Here is a 14,686-nt window from a genome sequence, read left to right on the forward strand (position 1 = left end):
TTCCCTTTAGTCGATGACTTTCGGAACCAGATACAGGCCGTTTTCGACCGCTGGTGCGATGGACTGGTAGGCCTCGCGATTATTCGTCTCGGTCACCACGTCGGCGCGCAGGCGCTGACTGGCTTCCAGGGGGTGGGCCAGCGGCTCGATACCGTCGGTATCAACGGCCTGCATTTCGTCGACCAGCCCGAGAATGCTGTTGAGGGCGGAAGTAATGTGCGGAAGATCGGCATCGTTGAGGCCAAGGCAGGCCAGATGCGCGATTTTTTCCACGTCGGAGCGTTCTAGCGCCATCGGGATTCTCCAGTGGAAAACAGAACGGACGGCGTCCGTGTGTTAGATTGTCGGAACACTACCGCACTTCTACGGTCATAAGGCCGCGATTGTGGGGCTTGGTGCACAGAAAAGCGGCCAATTTAACATATTGGCGCCTTGCCCAAAATCCCTGTCGTTGTTAGAGTTTGCCGCACTTTTTTACCCACGCGTTGCCTAGGGTCCCTTTCCCATGTTCAAGAAACTGCGTGGCATGTTTTCCAGCGATCTTTCCATTGACCTGGGCACTGCCAACACCCTTATTTACGTGCGCGAGCGCGGTATCGTCCTGAATGAGCCATCGGTTGTGGCCATTCGGACACACGGTAACCAGAAAAGTGTCGTTGCTGTCGGCACCGAGGCCAAGCGCATGCTCGGCCGTACGCCGGGCAACATTGCTGCCATTCGTCCGATGAAGGATGGCGTGATCGCCGACTTCAGCGTCTGCGAAAAGATGCTGCAGTACTTTATCAACAAGGTTCACGAAAACAGTTTCCTGCAGCCCAGCCCTCGTGTGCTGATCTGCGTTCCATGCAAGTCCACCCAGGTTGAGCGTCGCGCCATCCGTGAATCGGCCCTTGGCGCCGGTGCCCGTGAAGTGTTCCTGATCGAAGAGCCGATGGCTGCTGCGATCGGTGCCGGTCTGCCGGTTGAAGAAGCACGCGGTTCGATGGTCGTGGACATCGGTGGTGGTACCACCGAGATCGCCCTGATCTCCCTTAACGGTGTGGTTTACGCCGAATCCGTACGTGTCGGCGGCGACCGTTTCGACGAAGCGATCATCACCTACGTGCGCCGTAACTACGGCAGCCTGATCGGTGAATCCACCGCCGAGCGCATCAAGCAGGAAATCGGTACGGCCTACCCGGGCGGCGAAGTACGCGAAGTCGATGTTCGCGGTCGCAACCTGGCCGAAGGCGTTCCACGCGCATTCACCCTGAACTCGAACGAAGTGCTCGAGGCTCTGCAAGAGTCGCTGGCAACCATCGTTCAGGCGGTGAAAAGCGCGCTGGAGCAATCGCCGCCGGAACTGGCTTCCGACATCGCCGAGCGTGGCCTGGTGCTGACCGGTGGTGGCGCGCTGCTGCGTGACCTCGACAAGTTGCTGGCCCAGGAAACCGGTCTGCCGGTGATCGTTGCCGAAGATCCGCTGACTTGCGTTGCTCGCGGCGGTGGCCGTGCGCTGGAAATGATGGATAAGCACACCATGGATCTGCTTTCGAGCGAATAAGCTTCGAATGCAATACGTGGGTGAGCGCACAGGCAGCACTTTGCAGTGCTGCCTGTTGGCGTTTATCTTCTGTCAGTCTTCATCCAGGCCGGTTTGATGCCGTATGAATAAACAGAACATTTGCCTGGGAGGAGCGGCTTATTAAACCGCTTTTCACCAAAGGCCCTTCGTTGGGCGTGCGCCTGTTGGTGCTGGCCGTGCTCGCGGTCGCGCTGATGGTGGTCGATGCACGTTTCGACCTGCTCAAGCCCGCGCGCAAGCAAGCGTCGCTGGTGCTCATGGATGCCTACTGGATCACTGACCTGCCCGGCCGCTTGTGGGAAGGGGTCGCCAGTCAGTTCGGCAGCCGCACCGAGCTCGTCGCCGAAAACGAAAAACTCAAGACCGAAAACCTGCTGTTGCAGGGGCGCATGCAAAAGCTCGCGGCCCTGACCGAGCAGAACGTTCGGCTGCGTGAGTTGCTCAACTCCTCCGCACTGGTCAATGAAAAGGTCGAAGTGGCCGAGCTGATCGGCATGGACCCCAACCCCTTCACCCATCGCATCATCATCAACAAAGGTGAGCGCGACGGCGTCGTGCTCGGCCAACCGGTGCTCGATGCACGCGGGCTGATGGGCCAGGTGGTTGAGTTGATGCCGTACACCTCGCGGGTCCTGCTGCTGACCGACACCACTCATAGCATTCCGGTGCAGGTGAATCGTAACGGTCTGCGCGCGATTGCCAGTGGCACCGGCAACCCTGAGCGCCTGGAATTGCGTCATGTCGCCGACACGGCGGACATCAAGGAAGGCGATCTGCTGGTCAGCTCCGGCCTTGGCCAGCGTTTTCCGGCCGGTTATCCGGTGGCCACGGTCAAGGAAGTCATCCACGATTCCGGCCAACCGTTTGCCATTGTCCGCGCCGTGCCGACTGCCGCCCTGAACCGCAGCCGCTATCTGCTGCTGGTGTTCAGCGACAGCCGCACTGCCGAGGAACGCGCCAATGACGCGGCCCAGGCGCAGGAACAGCTCGATGCCCACGGCGGCGGCCCGATGTTGCCGGCCAGCGTGCCGAAACCGTTGATCATGCCTGCCACGCCGTCGACCGCTACCGCAGCGCCGGCCGCTGAAGCAGCGGCGCCTGCCACCACGCCTGCCAAGCCTGCCGCGAGCAAACCGCCCGCTGCCGCTCCGGCCGCTGCCAAACCGCCGGCCGCGAGCAAACCACCGGCAAAACCGCCAGCGACTACCGGGGGACGAGAATAATGGTCGGCGCGAAAAAATCCGGAAACAGCTGGATGATCTGGTTGACGTTCTTCGTCGGCATCCTGCTCAGCGTGTCACCGTTGCCGATCTTCATGGAAATCCTTCGCCCGCTGTGGCTGGCCTTGCTCGTGACCTTCTGGGCGCTGTACATGCCGCACACGGTCGGCATGGTCACCGCCTTCTGTCTGGGACTGGCCGAAGATGTCCTGCAGGGCGACCTGCTCGGGCAGAACGCGCTGATCCTGACCCTGATTACTTTCCTCGTGTTGTCGTTGCAGCAGCGTCTGCGCATGTTCCCGATGTGGCAGCAGTGCCTGGTGATCCTGGTGATCTTCGGCCTCGCACAGTTGGCGCAACTGTGGCTCAGCGCTCTGACCGGCAACCGTCAGCCAACCCTGGCGCTGGTCTTGCCGGCGCTGGTCAGTGCCTTGCTCTGGCCGTGGGTCAGCTTCGCCCTTCGCGGGATGTGCCGACGCTACAGAATCTATTGAGCCGGTGAAGCAGGGCACTGAACAGGGAGATGTTTTGATGAAACTGCTTTACCTCGCCTCCGGCTCACCGCGTCGCCGTGAATTGCTCACGCAGATCGGCGTGCAGTTCTCCGCCATCAGCGCGGACATCGACGAAACCCCGCTTCCTGAAGAATCCCCTTCGGCCTATGTCGAACGCCTTGCGCGTGGCAAGGCCGAGGCCGGTCGCCGTTCGGTCGTCTCTGATCAGCCGTTCTGCGTGCTTGGCGCCGACACCGCAGTGGTGCTCGACGGCAAAATACTTGGCAAACCGGTGGACGAAGCCGACGCATGCGCCATGCTGATGATGTTGTCCGGCAACGAACACGAAGTGCTGACCGCTATCGCCGTGCTTGAAGGTGAGCGCTGCGAGTCGCGGGTGGTGCGCAGTCGCGTGCGTTTCCGCACCATCAGCCGCGATGAGGCCGCTGCCTACTGGGCCAGTGGCGAACCGCGCGACAAGGCCGGCGGCTATGGCATTCAGGGCCTGGGTGCGGTGTTTGTCGCCGGGCTCGAAGGCAGCTATTCGGCGGTGGTCGGCTTGCCGTTGTGCGAAACCTGCGAGGTGTTGGGCCATTTCGGCATACCCTGTTGGCAAAACCTGAACACGCCCTGAGCGTCGTACGAATCCAGATGCGGCCACTATCGTGAACATGCCTGAACGAGATCCTGCCATGAGTGAAGAGATTCTGATCAACATCACGCCGATGGAGTCGCGCGTGGCGGTGGTCGAAAACGGTGTGCTGCAAGAAGTCCACGTCGAGCGCACGCAGAAACGCGGGATCGTCGGCAACATCTATAAAGGCAAGATCGTTCGTGTCCTGCCGGGCATGCAGGCGGCATTTGTTGACATCGGCCTCGATCGTGCGGCTTTCATTCACGCCGCCGAAATCTCCCTGCGTGAAGGCCCGGCGGTGGAAAGCATCAGTTCGCTGGTGCACGAAGGCCAGAGCCTGGTGGTGCAAGTCACCAAAGACCCGATCGGCTCCAAAGGCGCACGCCTGACCACACAACTGTCGATTCCTTCGCGCTATCTGGTGTACATGCCGCGTACCGCTCATGTCGGCATTTCCCTGAAGATCGAAGACGAAGCCGAACGCGAGCGCCTCAAGCAGGTGGTCAGTGATTGCGTGGCCAAAGAAGGCATCAAGGAGGCCGGCGGCTTCATTCTGCGCACAGCCGCTGAAGGTGCCGGCGCTGATGAAATCCTCATGGACATCCGCTACCTGCGGCGCCTCTGGGACCAGATCAATGAACAGATCAAGACCATCGCCGCGCCGAGCGTGATCTACGAAGACCTCGGCCTGGCCCTGCGCACCCTGCGTGACCTGGTCAATCCGAAGATCGAGAAAATTCGCATCGACTCGCGGGAAACCTTCCAGAAAACCACGCAATTCGTCGCCGAACTGATGCCGGAAATCGCTGATCGTCTGGAACACTACCCGGGTGAACGACCGATCTTCGATCTGTACGGTGTCGAAGACGAAATCCAGCGCGCGCTGGAGCGCAAGGTGCCGCTGAAGTCTGGCGGCTATCTGGTGATCGATCCGGCGGAAGCCATGACCACCATCGACGTCAACACCGGGGCGTTCGTCGGTCATCGCAACCTCGAAGAAACCATTTTCAAGACCAATCTCGAAGCGGCCACGGCGATCGCCCGGCAGATGCGCCTGCGCAATCTCGGCGGGATCATCATCATCGACTTCATCGACATGGAAGATGAAGAGCACCAGCGTCAGGTCCTGCGCACTCTGGAAAAACAGCTGGAGCGCGACCACGCCAAGACCAACATCATCGGCATCACCGAGTTGGGCCTGGTGCAGATGACCCGCAAGCGTACCCGCGAAAGCCTTGAGCAGGTGCTGTGCGAACCGTGCAGCAGTTGTCAGGGACGCGGCAAACTGAAGACCGCCGAAACCATCTGTTACGAGATCTTCCGCGAGATTCTCCGCGAGGCCCGTGCTTATCAGGCCGAGGGTTACCGGGTGCTGGCCAACCAGAAGGTGGTCGATCGTCTGCTTGATGAAGAGTCCGGTAACGTCGCCGAGCTTGAAGGCTTCATCGGTCGCACCATACGCTTCCAGGTGGAAACCATGTATTCCCAGGAACAATATGACGTGGTGCTGCTCTGAAACCCTGCATCACCCTTCATTCAACGCGGCTGGCCTCAGCTTTTCGCAGTTTTTTTGCCATGGGAGCCAACTGACATGGAGCGTCTGACACGCATTCTGGCCGCACTCACCCGCTGGGGGCTGGGCCTGTGCGCGTTGGTTCTGGTGTTGATGGCGTTGTACGTCAGCCTCGGCCGCGAGCTGACGCCACTGGTGGCCGAATACCGCGCCGACATCGAAGACAAGGCCAGCGCCGCCCTCGGCATGCCCTTGCAGATCGGTGAGCTGGAAGGCAACTGGAGCGGTTTCGCGCCGATCCTGCTGGCCCATGACGTGATGGTCGGCGACGGCGCCAACGCGCTGCGCCTCGACCGCGTACGGGTGGTGCCGGATATGTGGGGCAGCGTGTTGGCCCGCGAAGTACGTCTCGCGCATATCGAACTCAACGGTTTGAAGATCAGCCTCAAGGAAGCCGAAGACGGTACCTGGGCGCTGGAAGGGCTGCCGGTGCAGAAGGATCAGCCGTTCGATGCGGCGCAACTGTTCCAGCGCTCGCAGATGATCAGACAATTGTCGGTGCTCGACAGCCAGGTGACTCTGCAACCGCTCGATCACCCGCCCATGACGCTCACCTATGTCGGCCTCAATCTGCGTACCGGCGCCAGCCGCCAGCGTCTCGACGCGCGTCTGACCTTGCCCGATGGCCAGCCTGTCGCGCTGAGCCTGCGCAGCCAGCTGCGTCCTGATCAGTGGCAGAACAGCGCCATCGAGGGCTATGCCAGTCTGCCGCAGAGCGACTGGGCGAAATGGCTGCCCGAGCGCCTGACCCAGCAATGGAATTTTTCCGAGATCAAGGCCGGCGGCGAACTCTGGGTCGATTGGGCCGAAGGCGCGTTGCAAAGCGCCGCGTTGCGCCTGAATGCGCCGCAAGTGACCGGTGCCTACGCCGAGCGCAAGCCGATCCAGATCAACAATCTGGCGCTCAACGCCTATTACCGCAACACAGCCGAAGGGGTGAAAGTCACCCTCGATTCACTGGCGATGAGCTTCGGCGAAACCCGCTGGGAATCCCATGTGCAGGTGCAGCAGACTCGCGCCAGCGCCAAGGCTGAAGAGCTCTGGCATTTGCAGGCCGATCGCCTCGATCTGACCCCGATCACGCCGCTGCTCAATGCATTGGGGCCGTTGCCGCAAAGCTTCGCCACAGTGGTCGAGCGTTTGAAGGTAACCGGCGGCCTGCGTAACGTGTTGCTGGACTTCCGCCCGACCGCCACCGATGGCAACAAATTCGGCTTTGCGGCCAACCTCGATAATGTCGGTTTCGATGCCTACCACGGCGCTCCGGCGGCGCGCAATGTCAGTGGCAGCCTGAGTGGCAACCTCGACGGCGGCGAGTTGCGCCTCGACAGCAAGGATTTCGTCCTGCACCTCGATCCGATTTTCGCCAAGCCATGGCAATACCTGCAGGCCAATGCGCGGTTGACCTGGAAGCTCGACAAGGATGGCTTCACCCTGATTGCGCCATACCTCAAGGTATTGGGCGAGGAGGGCAAGATTGCCGGCGATTTCCTCATTCGCCTGCACTTTGACCATAGCCAGGAAGACTACATGGACCTGCGCGTCGGCCTGGTTGATGGCGACGGTCGCTACACCGCGAAATACCTGCCGGCGGTGTTGAGCCCGGCGCTTGATGAGTGGCTGCGCACAGCGATCCTCAAAGGCGCAGTGGACCAGGGCTTCTTCCAGTATCAGGGCTCGCTGAGCAAGAACGCTGGCGAGGCTGATCGCAGCATCAGCCTGTTCTTCAAAGTGCACGACGCCGAGCTGGCGTTTCAGCCGGGCTGGCCGCATGTGAGCAAAGTCAGCGGCGATGTGTTCATCGAAGACAGCGGCGTGCGCATCTGGGCCAGCAAAGGCCAGTTGCTCGACACCCAAGTCAGCGATGTCTTCGTCAATATTCCTCATGTACCGGCCGGGCAGAACTCGCATTTGTTCCTGGACGGCGCATTTGCCGGTGGCCTCGGCGACGGCTTGAAGATTCTTCAGGATGCGCCGATCGGCACTGGTGAGACCTTTGCTGGTTGGGAGGGTGCGGGTGATCTGAATGGCAAGCTCAAGCTGGATATTCCGCTGGCCAAGGGCGAACAGCCGAAAATCCTCGTCGATTTCAAGACCGCCAATGCGCGGCTGAAACTGGCCGAACCGAAACTGGAACTGAGCCAGCTCAAGGGCGATTTCCGCTTCGACAGCAATAAAGGCCTCAGCGGCCAGAACATCTCTGCACGGGCCTTCGACAAACCGGTCACTGCGCAGATCTTCGCTGATGGCAGCCCCAACCAGATCAAGACCCGGGTTGCGGCGTCGGGGCAGGTCGAAGTGAAAAAGCTCACCGATTGGCTGGGTGTGACCCAGCCGTTGCCGGTGTCCGGGACGATTCCGTATCAGTTGCAGCTGAATCTTTCCGGGGCCGACAGCCAGTTGCTGGTCAGCTCCAGCCTCAAAGGCGTGGCGGTGGATCTGCCGGCGCCGTTCGGCATGACCGCCGATGTCGGGCGCGACACAGTGTTTCGCATGACCCTGCAAGGGCAGGAGCGGCGTTACTGGTTCAATTACGATCAACTGGCCAATTTCACTTTTGCTGCGCCGCCGAGCAATTTCGCCGACGGCCGTGGCGAACTGTTTCTCGGCGCTGGCGAAGCGGTGTTGCCGGGCGCCAAGGGCCTGCGCATTCGCGGGGTGCTGTCGGAACTGGACGTCGCGCCGTGGCAGGATCTGGCCAGCAAGTACGCTGGCGGGGATCCGGGCGGCAGCGCCAAGCAACTGCTGAGCAGTGCTGACATCAAGGTCGGCAAATTGACCGCGTTCGGCACCACGCTGGATCAGGCTTCGGTGCAGATCAATCGCAAGCCAGGCGCGTGGAACCTGGCGCTCGACAGCCAACAGGCCAAGGGCAGCGCCAGCCTGCCGGACGCCAACGGCGTGCCGATTGCGGTGAATCTGCAATACGTGAAACTGCCGGCGCCGGACCCGGCGGTGCAGGCTGACGAGAATGCACCGGATCCATTGGCGTCGGTCGACCCGACGAAAATCCCGGCGCTGGATATAACCCTCAACCAATTATTCCTCGGCCCCGACCTGGTGGGTGGCTGGTCGCTGAAAGTGCGGCCGACCGCCAAGGGCATCGCGCTGAACAACCTCGACATGGGCCTCAAGGGCATCCTCCTGCAAGGCAACGGCGGCTGGGAAGGCGCGCCGGGGGCGACCAGCAGTTGGTACAAGGGCCGCATTGGCGGCAAGAATCTGGCCGACGTGCTCAAAGGCTGGGGCTTCGCGCCGAGCGTGACCAGCGAAGAATTCCATATGGATGTCGACGGCCGTTGGCCGGGCTCGCCGGCGTGGCTGGCGACCAAGCGCTTCTCCGGCACCCTCGATGCCTCGCTGAACAAAGGCCAGTTCGTTGAAGTGGAAGGCGGTGCTCAGGCGCTGCGGGTGTTCGGCCTGCTCAACTTCAACTCGATCGGCCGGCGCCTGCGTCTGGACTTCTCCGACCTGTTCGGCAAAGGCCTGAGCTACGACCGGGTCAAAGGTTTGCTGGTGGCGAACAATGGTGTCTACGTGACACGTGAGCCGATTCGCCTGACCGGGCCTTCGAGCAATCTGGAATTGGACGGCACGCTGGATCTGGTCGGTGACAAGGTCGATGCGAGATTGCTGGTGACCTTGCCGGTGACCAACAACCTGCCGATCGCCGCGCTGCTCGTCGGCGCACCGGCGGTCGGCGGCGCGCTGTTCCTCATCGACAAGCTGATCGGCGACCGCGTCGCGCGCTTCGCCAGCGTCAAGTACACCGTCAAAGGCCCATGGAAAGAGCCGAAAATCACCTTCGACAAGCCTTTTTAACTAGCAGACACTACCCCTGTAGGAGCTGCCGAAGGCTGCGATCTTTTGATCTGGCTCTTAAAAAAAATCAACAGATCGCAGCCTTCGGCAGCTCCTACACAGTCATATGCAAATCCCGAGGAGCGGCCATGTCTTTAGCGGTGATTCAAATGGTCAGCCAGAGCGACGTGCCGGCCAATCTGGCCCAGGCCCGGCGCCTGCTTGAACAGGCCGCCGCCGGCGGGGCGAAACTCGCGGTGCTGCCGGAAAACTTCGCCGCCATGGGCCGTCGCGACGTCGCCGATATCGGCCGCGCCGAGGCCTTGGGCGAAGGGCCGATCCTGCCATGGTTGAAACAGACCGCCCGCGACCTCACCTTATGGATAGTCGCCGGCACGTTGCCGTTGCCACCGTTGGGTCAACCCACGGCCAAAGCCAATGCCTGCTCATTGCTGATCAACGAGCACGGCGAGGTGGTCGCGCGCTATGACAAGCTGCATCTGTTCGATGTCGATGTCGCCGACAATCGCGGCCGGTACCGTGAATCCGATGACTATGCTTATGGCGGTAATGTAGTGGTGGCGGATACGCCGGTGGGGCGAGTCGGTCTGAGCGTGTGTTACGACTTGCGTTTCCCGGAGCTGTACAGTGAATTGCGTGCCGCCGGTGCCGAATTGATTACTGCACCGTCGGCGTTTACGGCCGTGACCGGCGCCGCGCACTGGGATGTACTGATCCGCGCGCGGGCCATCGAAACACAGTGTTATATCCTGGCGGCCGCGCAGGGCGGCAGCCATCCCGGACCGCGTGAAACCTTCGGGCATGCGGCGATTGTCGACCCGTGGGGGCGCGTACTGGCCCAACAGGATCAAGGCGAGGCGGTGTTGCTGGCCGCCCGCGACAGCGATGAACAAGCGTCCATCCGGGCGCGCATGCCGGTGACGCGTCATCGGCGGTTTTTCTCGCAGGGCGCCCAGCGGCCTGCTTCAGAACACGAATTTAAGGCGTAAACCTATGAGCGAGTTGTTGTCCTCAGTCAGTGATCACCTGTTGGCACCCGGCGGTGTCACGATCGAGAGCCTGCAAGGCGTGCTCGGCGATCTGGCCGGACCGGGCATCGATGCCGCCGACCTGTATTTCCAGGGCCAGATTTCCGAGTCATGGGCGTTGGAAGACGGCATCGTCAAGGAAGGCAGCTTCAACCTCGATCAGGGTGTCGGCGTGCGTGCACAGTCCGGTGAGAAGACCGGTTTTGCCTACAGCAACGCGATCACCCTCGAGGCCCTCGGCGCAGCGGCCCGCGCCGCGCGTTCGATCTCCCGTGCCGGACAGAACGGCACCGTGCAGGCATTCACCAGCCAGGACGTCGCGCAGCTGTACGCGCCGGATAACCCGCTGGAAGTGCTCAGCCGCGCGGAAAAAGTCGAGTTGCTCAAACGCATCGACGTCGCCACCCGCGCACTCGATCCACGGATTCAGCAGGTCAGCGTGAGCATGGCCGGGGTCTGGGAGCGGATTCTGGTGGCCTCCACCGACGGTGGCCTGGCCGCCGACGTGCGACCGCTGGTGCGCTTCAATGTCAGCGTCATCGTTGAGCAGAACGGCCGGCGCGAACGCGGCGGGCATGGCGGCGGCGGGCGTACCGATTACCGCTACTTCCTCGCCGAAGACCGCGCCATGGGTTATGCCCGCGAAGCGCTGCGCCAGGCACTGGTCAACCTTGAAGCAATTCCAGCGCCGGCCGGTACCTTGCCGGTGGTGCTGGGTTCCGGCTGGTCCGGGGTGCTGCTGCACGAAGCGGTCGGTCACGGTCTGGAAGGCGATTTCAACCGCAAGGGCAGCTCGGCCTATAGCGGGCGCATGGGCGAAATGGTTGCCTCCAAGCTTTGCACCATCGTCGATGACGGCACCTTGAGCGGTCGTCGCGGTTCGCTGAGCGTCGATGACGAAGGCACACCAACCGAGTGCACCACGCTGATCGAAAACGGCGTGCTCAAGGGCTACATGCAAGACAAGCTCAATGCGCGGCTGATGGGCGTGGCGCGCACCGGTAACGGTCGTCGCGAATCCTATGCGCATCTGCCGATGCCACGCATGACCAACACCTACATGCTCGGTGGCGAAAGTGATCCGGCGGAAATCATCGCTTCGGTGAAGAAGGGCATCTACTGCGCCAACCTCGGCGGCGGTCAGGTCGATATCACCAGCGGCAAGTTCGTGTTCTCGACGAGCGAGGCTTATCTGATCGAGGACGGCAAGATCACCGCACCGGTCAAAGGCGCGACATTGATCGGCAACGGTCCCGAGGCGATGAGCCGGGTGTCGATGGTCGGTAACGATCTGGCGCTGGACAGCGGTGTGGGTACGTGCGGCAAGGATGGGCAGTCGGTGCCGGTAGGTGTCGGCCAGCCAACGCTGAAAATCGATGCGATTACCGTGGGTGGCACGGGCGCATAAGAGAGGCGGGGCTTTCGGGTGGCGCGCAGGACGGCCACCCGGTGACGATTATCAACGCAGGCCGCGTTGAGTCTCGTCCAGCTCCCGAATGTATTTGAAGATCTTGCGGCTCGAAGCAGGTGGTTTGTTTTGCGCAACCTCATGCTGGGCCTGACGGATCAGGGAACGCAATTGCTGGCGATCGGCGTCCGGGTACTCGATGACGAATTTCTCCAGCACGGCGTCATCGCCCGCGATCAGGCGGTCACGCCAGCGTTCCAGATTATGGAAACGCTCGTTGTACTGGCGAGTGGAGGCATCGAGTTGATCGAGCAGAGTCAGAATCGCGTCAGTGTCCTGGTCGCGCATCAGTTTGCCGATGAACTGCAAATGCCGTTTACGCGCGATGTTCGCGGTGTGCTTGGGCGCATCGGCCAATGCCCGGCGCAAAGCGTCGGTCAACGGCAGTTTGGCGACCAGATCAGGCTTGAGTGTGGTCAGGCGCTCGCCGAGGTCAACCAGCGCATGCAACTCGCGTTTGACCTGAGATTTGCTTTTTTCTCCCGTATCGAGGGAGTCGTCGTAAGAATCAACCATGGTGGCAGTCCGCAAAGAAACGCCGCCATGATAACCAGTCGGGGGCCGCTTGTCCGGCCCGGTCGCTCGATGACCCCAGCCGAAAGCAGAATTTGAGTGGAGATGAGCATGAGTGCAGTTCAAAGCGTCGGCCCGCAGGCATTGCCGGCACTGCAAGAACAGGTCGAGCAGATCATCGCCGAAGCCAAGCGCCAGGGCGCCAGCGCCTGTGAAGTCGCGGTGTCGCTGGAGCAGGGGCTGTCGACCTCGGTGCGTCAGCGCGAGGTCGAAACCGTTGAATTCAATCGTGATCAGGGTTTTGGCATCACCCTGTACGTCGGCCAGCGCAAAGGCTCGGCCAGCACCTCGGCCACCGGGCCGGAGGCGATTCGTGAAACCGTCGCTGCAGCACTCGCGATCGCCAAACACACCTCCGAGGACGAAGCCTCGGGTCTGGCCGATGCGGCGCTGATGGCCAGGGATGTGCAGGATTTCGACCTGTTCCACGAATGGGACATCACCCCGGAACAGGCCATTGAGAAGGCTTTGCTCTGCGAGGCAGCCGCGTTCGATGCCGATGCGCGGATCAAGAACGCCGACGGCACCACCCTCAGCACCCATCAGGGCTGCCGGGTTTATGGCAACAGCCACGGTTTCATCGGCGGTTACGCGTCGACCCGGCACAGCCTGAGTTGCGTGATGATCGCCGAAGCTGACGGGCAGATGCAGCGCGATTACTGGTATGACGTCAATCGCCAGGGCAGTCTGCTCGCCGATCCGGTGAGCATCGGCCAGCGTGCCGCGCAACGGGCGGCGAGCCGTCTGGGCGCGCGGCCGGTGCCGACCTGCGAAGTGCCGGTGCTGTTTTCCGCCGAACTGGCGGGCGGTCTGTTCGGCAGCTTCCTCTCGGCAGTATCCGGCGGCAGCCTGTATCGCAAATCGTCGTTTCTGGAAGGCACACTGGGGCAGAAGCTGTTCCCGGAATGGCTGACCATTGATGAGCGTCCGCATCTGATGCGTGCCATGGGCAGTGCTTCCTACGACGGTGATGGCCTGGCGACTTACGCGAAACCGTTCGTCGAAAAGGGCGAGTTGGTCTCCTACATCCTCGGCACCTATTCCGGACGGAAACTGGGCATGCCGAGCACCGCCAACGCGGGCGGGGTGCACAACCTGTTCGTCACCCACGGTGATGAGGATCAGGCAGCGCTGTTGAAGCGCATGGGCCGAGGACTGCTGGTCACCGAGTTGATGGGCCACGGCCTGAACATGGTCACCGGTGACTATTCGCGCGGTGCGGCGGGCTTCTGGGTCGAGAACGGCGAGATCCAGTTCGCCGTGCAGGAAGTGACCATCGCCGGCAACATGCGCGACATGTTCAAGCAGATTGTCGCAGTGGGTAATGATCTGGAACTGCGCAGCAACATTCGCACCGGGTCTGTGTTGATCGAGCGGATGACTGTCGCCGGCAGCTAAGCCGCGAATCCGCCAACAAAAAAAGGCGCGCCATCCGTTGTGGATGGCGCGCCTTTTTTATTCGCTTCGCACAAATCCCCTGTGGGAGCGAGCCTGCTCGCGAAAGCGGTGGATCAGTTGCAAATGTGCTGGCTGACACGGCGCATTCGCGAGCAGGCTCGCTCCCACAAATGAACAGCGCAAACTCGAACGCTTGTCTTGGTTCTCATTATCATCTAATAATAAATCTCATTACCGAACGAATCACGGATCATGAGTTCTGCCTTGTACGAGCAGCCCTATCTCGAAAGCCGGCGCTGGATGAGTCGCCAGATCCGTTGCGCGCTAAAGCCTGCAAGGAAGGCCGCGCGGTGATCGACGTCGCCCTGGAACACACCGACCTGTCGCGCAGCCAGCTGGAAGAGTTGCTCAACCCCGAGAAACTCACCGCCGGCGGCGTGTAAACCCCGCAACCGCTTTGGAGGCTCATCATGGAGCACTGGAAACGCACGATCGAACGGGCCAATCGCTGCTTCATGCTGGGCGAACTGATCGACGCCCGCGAGGCTTACCTGCAAGCCCTGGCCCTGGCGCAAGTGTTGTTCGAACGCTGGGCGGATGCCGACGAAGCGGTGGCGGCCTGCGTCGTCTCACATCACAACCTGGCTGACCTGCATCTGCGCCTGAACCAACCGGAGGAGAGCGCCGAATATCTCTGTGCCATCCATCAACGTTTGTTGCAGACCATGCAGGACGAGCGCTTGCGTCCGGCCCTGCGTGAGGCGGCGCTGCGCCAGAGCAGCAAGACCTATGTCGAACTGTTGAACTTCATCAGCGAGCACGGCGAATACCCACGCACCCAGCGCCTGCTGCATCCGGACACCGGCAATGCCCGCCGCGCCTCAACTTCTCATCAGTATGGAGTCCATTGAA

Annotated in this window: 13 protein-coding genes and 1 pseudogene; 12 read left to right on the plus strand and 2 right to left on the minus strand. The window is 61.5% G+C overall.

Annotation, left to right across the window (positions count from 1 at the left end):
* Positions 1-6: 6 nt before the first annotated feature.
* Positions 7-294, minus strand: coding sequence for an Asp-tRNA(Asn)/Glu-tRNA(Gln) amidotransferase subunit GatC (gatC, locus tag ASG55_RS00615; protein ID WP_024011606.1), 288 nt, complete (start codon positions 292-294; stop codon positions 7-9).
* Positions 295-505: 211 nt separating this feature from the next.
* Here gatC and mreB point away from each other — a divergent pair, with 211 nt between their 5' ends.
* The 8 genes from mreB to tldD all read left to right on the plus strand — a co-directional run bounded on the left by mreB (position 506) and on the right by tldD (position 11,743).
* Positions 506-1,543: a rod shape-determining protein MreB gene (gene mreB, locus ASG55_RS00620; RefSeq protein ID WP_002555108.1), complete on the plus strand. Its 1,038-nt coding sequence runs from the start codon at positions 506-508 to the stop codon at positions 1,541-1,543.
* Between the two features lie 140 nt (positions 1,544-1,683).
* Positions 1,684-2,787: a rod shape-determining protein MreC gene (gene mreC / locus ASG55_RS00625; RefSeq protein ID WP_076565845.1), complete on the plus strand. Its 1,104-nt coding sequence runs from the start codon at positions 1,684-1,686 to the stop codon at positions 2,785-2,787.
* A complete protein-coding gene (gene mreD / locus ASG55_RS00630; RefSeq protein WP_056782930.1) occupies positions 2,787-3,278 on the plus strand; it encodes a rod shape-determining protein MreD in 492 nt (163 codons plus the stop codon). The genes mreC and mreD overlap by 1 nt, the downstream gene beginning before the upstream one ends.
* A 37-nt stretch (positions 3,279-3,315) precedes the next feature.
* Positions 3,316-3,912, plus strand: coding sequence for a Maf family protein (locus ASG55_RS00635; protein ID WP_056782932.1), 597 nt, complete (start codon positions 3,316-3,318; stop codon positions 3,910-3,912).
* A gap of 58 nt (positions 3,913-3,970) precedes the next feature.
* On the plus strand, positions 3,971-5,428 hold the full coding sequence (gene rng / locus ASG55_RS00640; RefSeq protein WP_016771696.1) for a ribonuclease G: 1,458 nt from the start codon (positions 3,971-3,973) through the stop codon (positions 5,426-5,428).
* A 75-nt stretch (positions 5,429-5,503) separates the two neighbouring features.
* Positions 5,504-9,307, plus strand: coding sequence for a YhdP family protein (locus tag ASG55_RS00645; protein WP_056782934.1), 3,804 nt, complete (start codon positions 5,504-5,506; stop codon positions 9,305-9,307).
* Positions 9,308-9,435: 128 nt separating this feature from the next.
* A complete protein-coding gene (locus tag ASG55_RS00650) occupies positions 9,436-10,296 on the plus strand; it encodes a carbon-nitrogen hydrolase family protein (protein ID WP_056782936.1) in 861 nt (286 codons plus the stop codon).
* 4 nt (positions 10,297-10,300) lie between these two features.
* Positions 10,301-11,743, plus strand: coding sequence for a metalloprotease TldD (tldD, locus tag ASG55_RS00655; protein ID WP_016771693.1), 1,443 nt, complete (start codon positions 10,301-10,303; stop codon positions 11,741-11,743).
* Between the two features lie 51 nt (positions 11,744-11,794).
* Here tldD and yjgA read toward each other — a convergent pair whose 3' ends face one another.
* The gene (gene yjgA, locus ASG55_RS00660; RefSeq protein WP_016771692.1) at positions 11,795-12,319 is read right to left on the minus strand and encodes a ribosome biogenesis factor YjgA; all 525 of its coding nucleotides are present in this window, start codon (positions 12,317-12,319) and stop codon (positions 11,795-11,797) included.
* Between the two features lie 108 nt (positions 12,320-12,427).
* On the opposite strand from yjgA, the gene pmbA reads away from it, so the two are divergent.
* From pmbA to ASG55_RS00670, 4 genes and pseudogenes are all read left to right on the plus strand, one after another.
* Positions 12,428-13,774, plus strand: coding sequence for a metalloprotease PmbA (pmbA, locus tag ASG55_RS00665; RefSeq protein ID WP_024011613.1), 1,347 nt, complete (start codon positions 12,428-12,430; stop codon positions 13,772-13,774).
* Between the two features lie 252 nt (positions 13,775-14,026).
* Positions 14,027-14,107: pseudogene (locus ASG55_RS26905) on the plus strand (FagA protein); the annotation flags it as partial.
* On the plus strand, positions 14,092-14,217 hold the full coding sequence (locus ASG55_RS27385) for a hypothetical protein (protein ID WP_269085003.1): 126 nt from the start codon (positions 14,092-14,094) through the stop codon (positions 14,215-14,217). The pseudogene ASG55_RS26905 and the gene ASG55_RS27385, both read left to right, overlap by 16 nt.
* 27 nt (positions 14,218-14,244) lie before the next feature.
* The gene (locus tag ASG55_RS00670; protein WP_042608764.1) at positions 14,245-14,685 is read left to right on the plus strand and encodes a hypothetical protein; all 441 of its coding nucleotides are present in this window, start codon (positions 14,245-14,247) and stop codon (positions 14,683-14,685) included.
* The last annotated feature ends 1 nt before the right edge of the window (position 14,686 follow it).

Origin of the sequence: Pseudomonas sp. Leaf434, assembly GCF_001425545.1 — a bacterium.
Classification (GTDB): Bacteria; Pseudomonadota; Gammaproteobacteria; order Pseudomonadales; family Pseudomonadaceae; genus Aquipseudomonas; species Aquipseudomonas siliginis.

Excerpts from the sequence above, each read along its gene's own strand:
- gatC (WP_024011606.1), bottom strand. The coding sequence starts at position 294 with ATGGCGCTAGAACGCTCCGACGTGGAAAAAATCGCGCATCTGGCCTGC.
- mreB (WP_002555108.1), top strand. The coding sequence starts at position 506 with ATGTTCAAGAAACTGCGTGGCATGTTTTCCAGCGATCTTTCCATTGAC.
- mreD (WP_056782930.1), top strand. The coding sequence starts at position 2,787 with ATGGTCGGCGCGAAAAAATCCGGAAACAGCTGGATGATCTGGTTGACG.
- ASG55_RS00635 (WP_056782932.1), top strand. The coding sequence starts at position 3,316 with ATGAAACTGCTTTACCTCGCCTCCGGCTCACCGCGTCGCCGTGAATTG.
- rng (WP_016771696.1), top strand. The coding sequence starts at position 3,971 with ATGAGTGAAGAGATTCTGATCAACATCACGCCGATGGAGTCGCGCGTG.
- ASG55_RS00645 (WP_056782934.1), top strand. The coding sequence starts at position 5,504 with ATGGAGCGTCTGACACGCATTCTGGCCGCACTCACCCGCTGGGGGCTG.
- ASG55_RS00650 (WP_056782936.1), top strand. The coding sequence starts at position 9,436 with ATGTCTTTAGCGGTGATTCAAATGGTCAGCCAGAGCGACGTGCCGGCC.
- tldD (WP_016771693.1), top strand. The coding sequence starts at position 10,301 with ATGAGCGAGTTGTTGTCCTCAGTCAGTGATCACCTGTTGGCACCCGGC.
- yjgA (WP_016771692.1), bottom strand. The coding sequence starts at position 12,319 with ATGGTTGATTCTTACGACGACTCCCTCGATACGGGAGAAAAAAGCAAA.
- pmbA (WP_024011613.1), top strand. The coding sequence starts at position 12,428 with ATGAGTGCAGTTCAAAGCGTCGGCCCGCAGGCATTGCCGGCACTGCAA.
- ASG55_RS00670 (WP_042608764.1), top strand. The coding sequence starts at position 14,245 with ATGGAGCACTGGAAACGCACGATCGAACGGGCCAATCGCTGCTTCATG.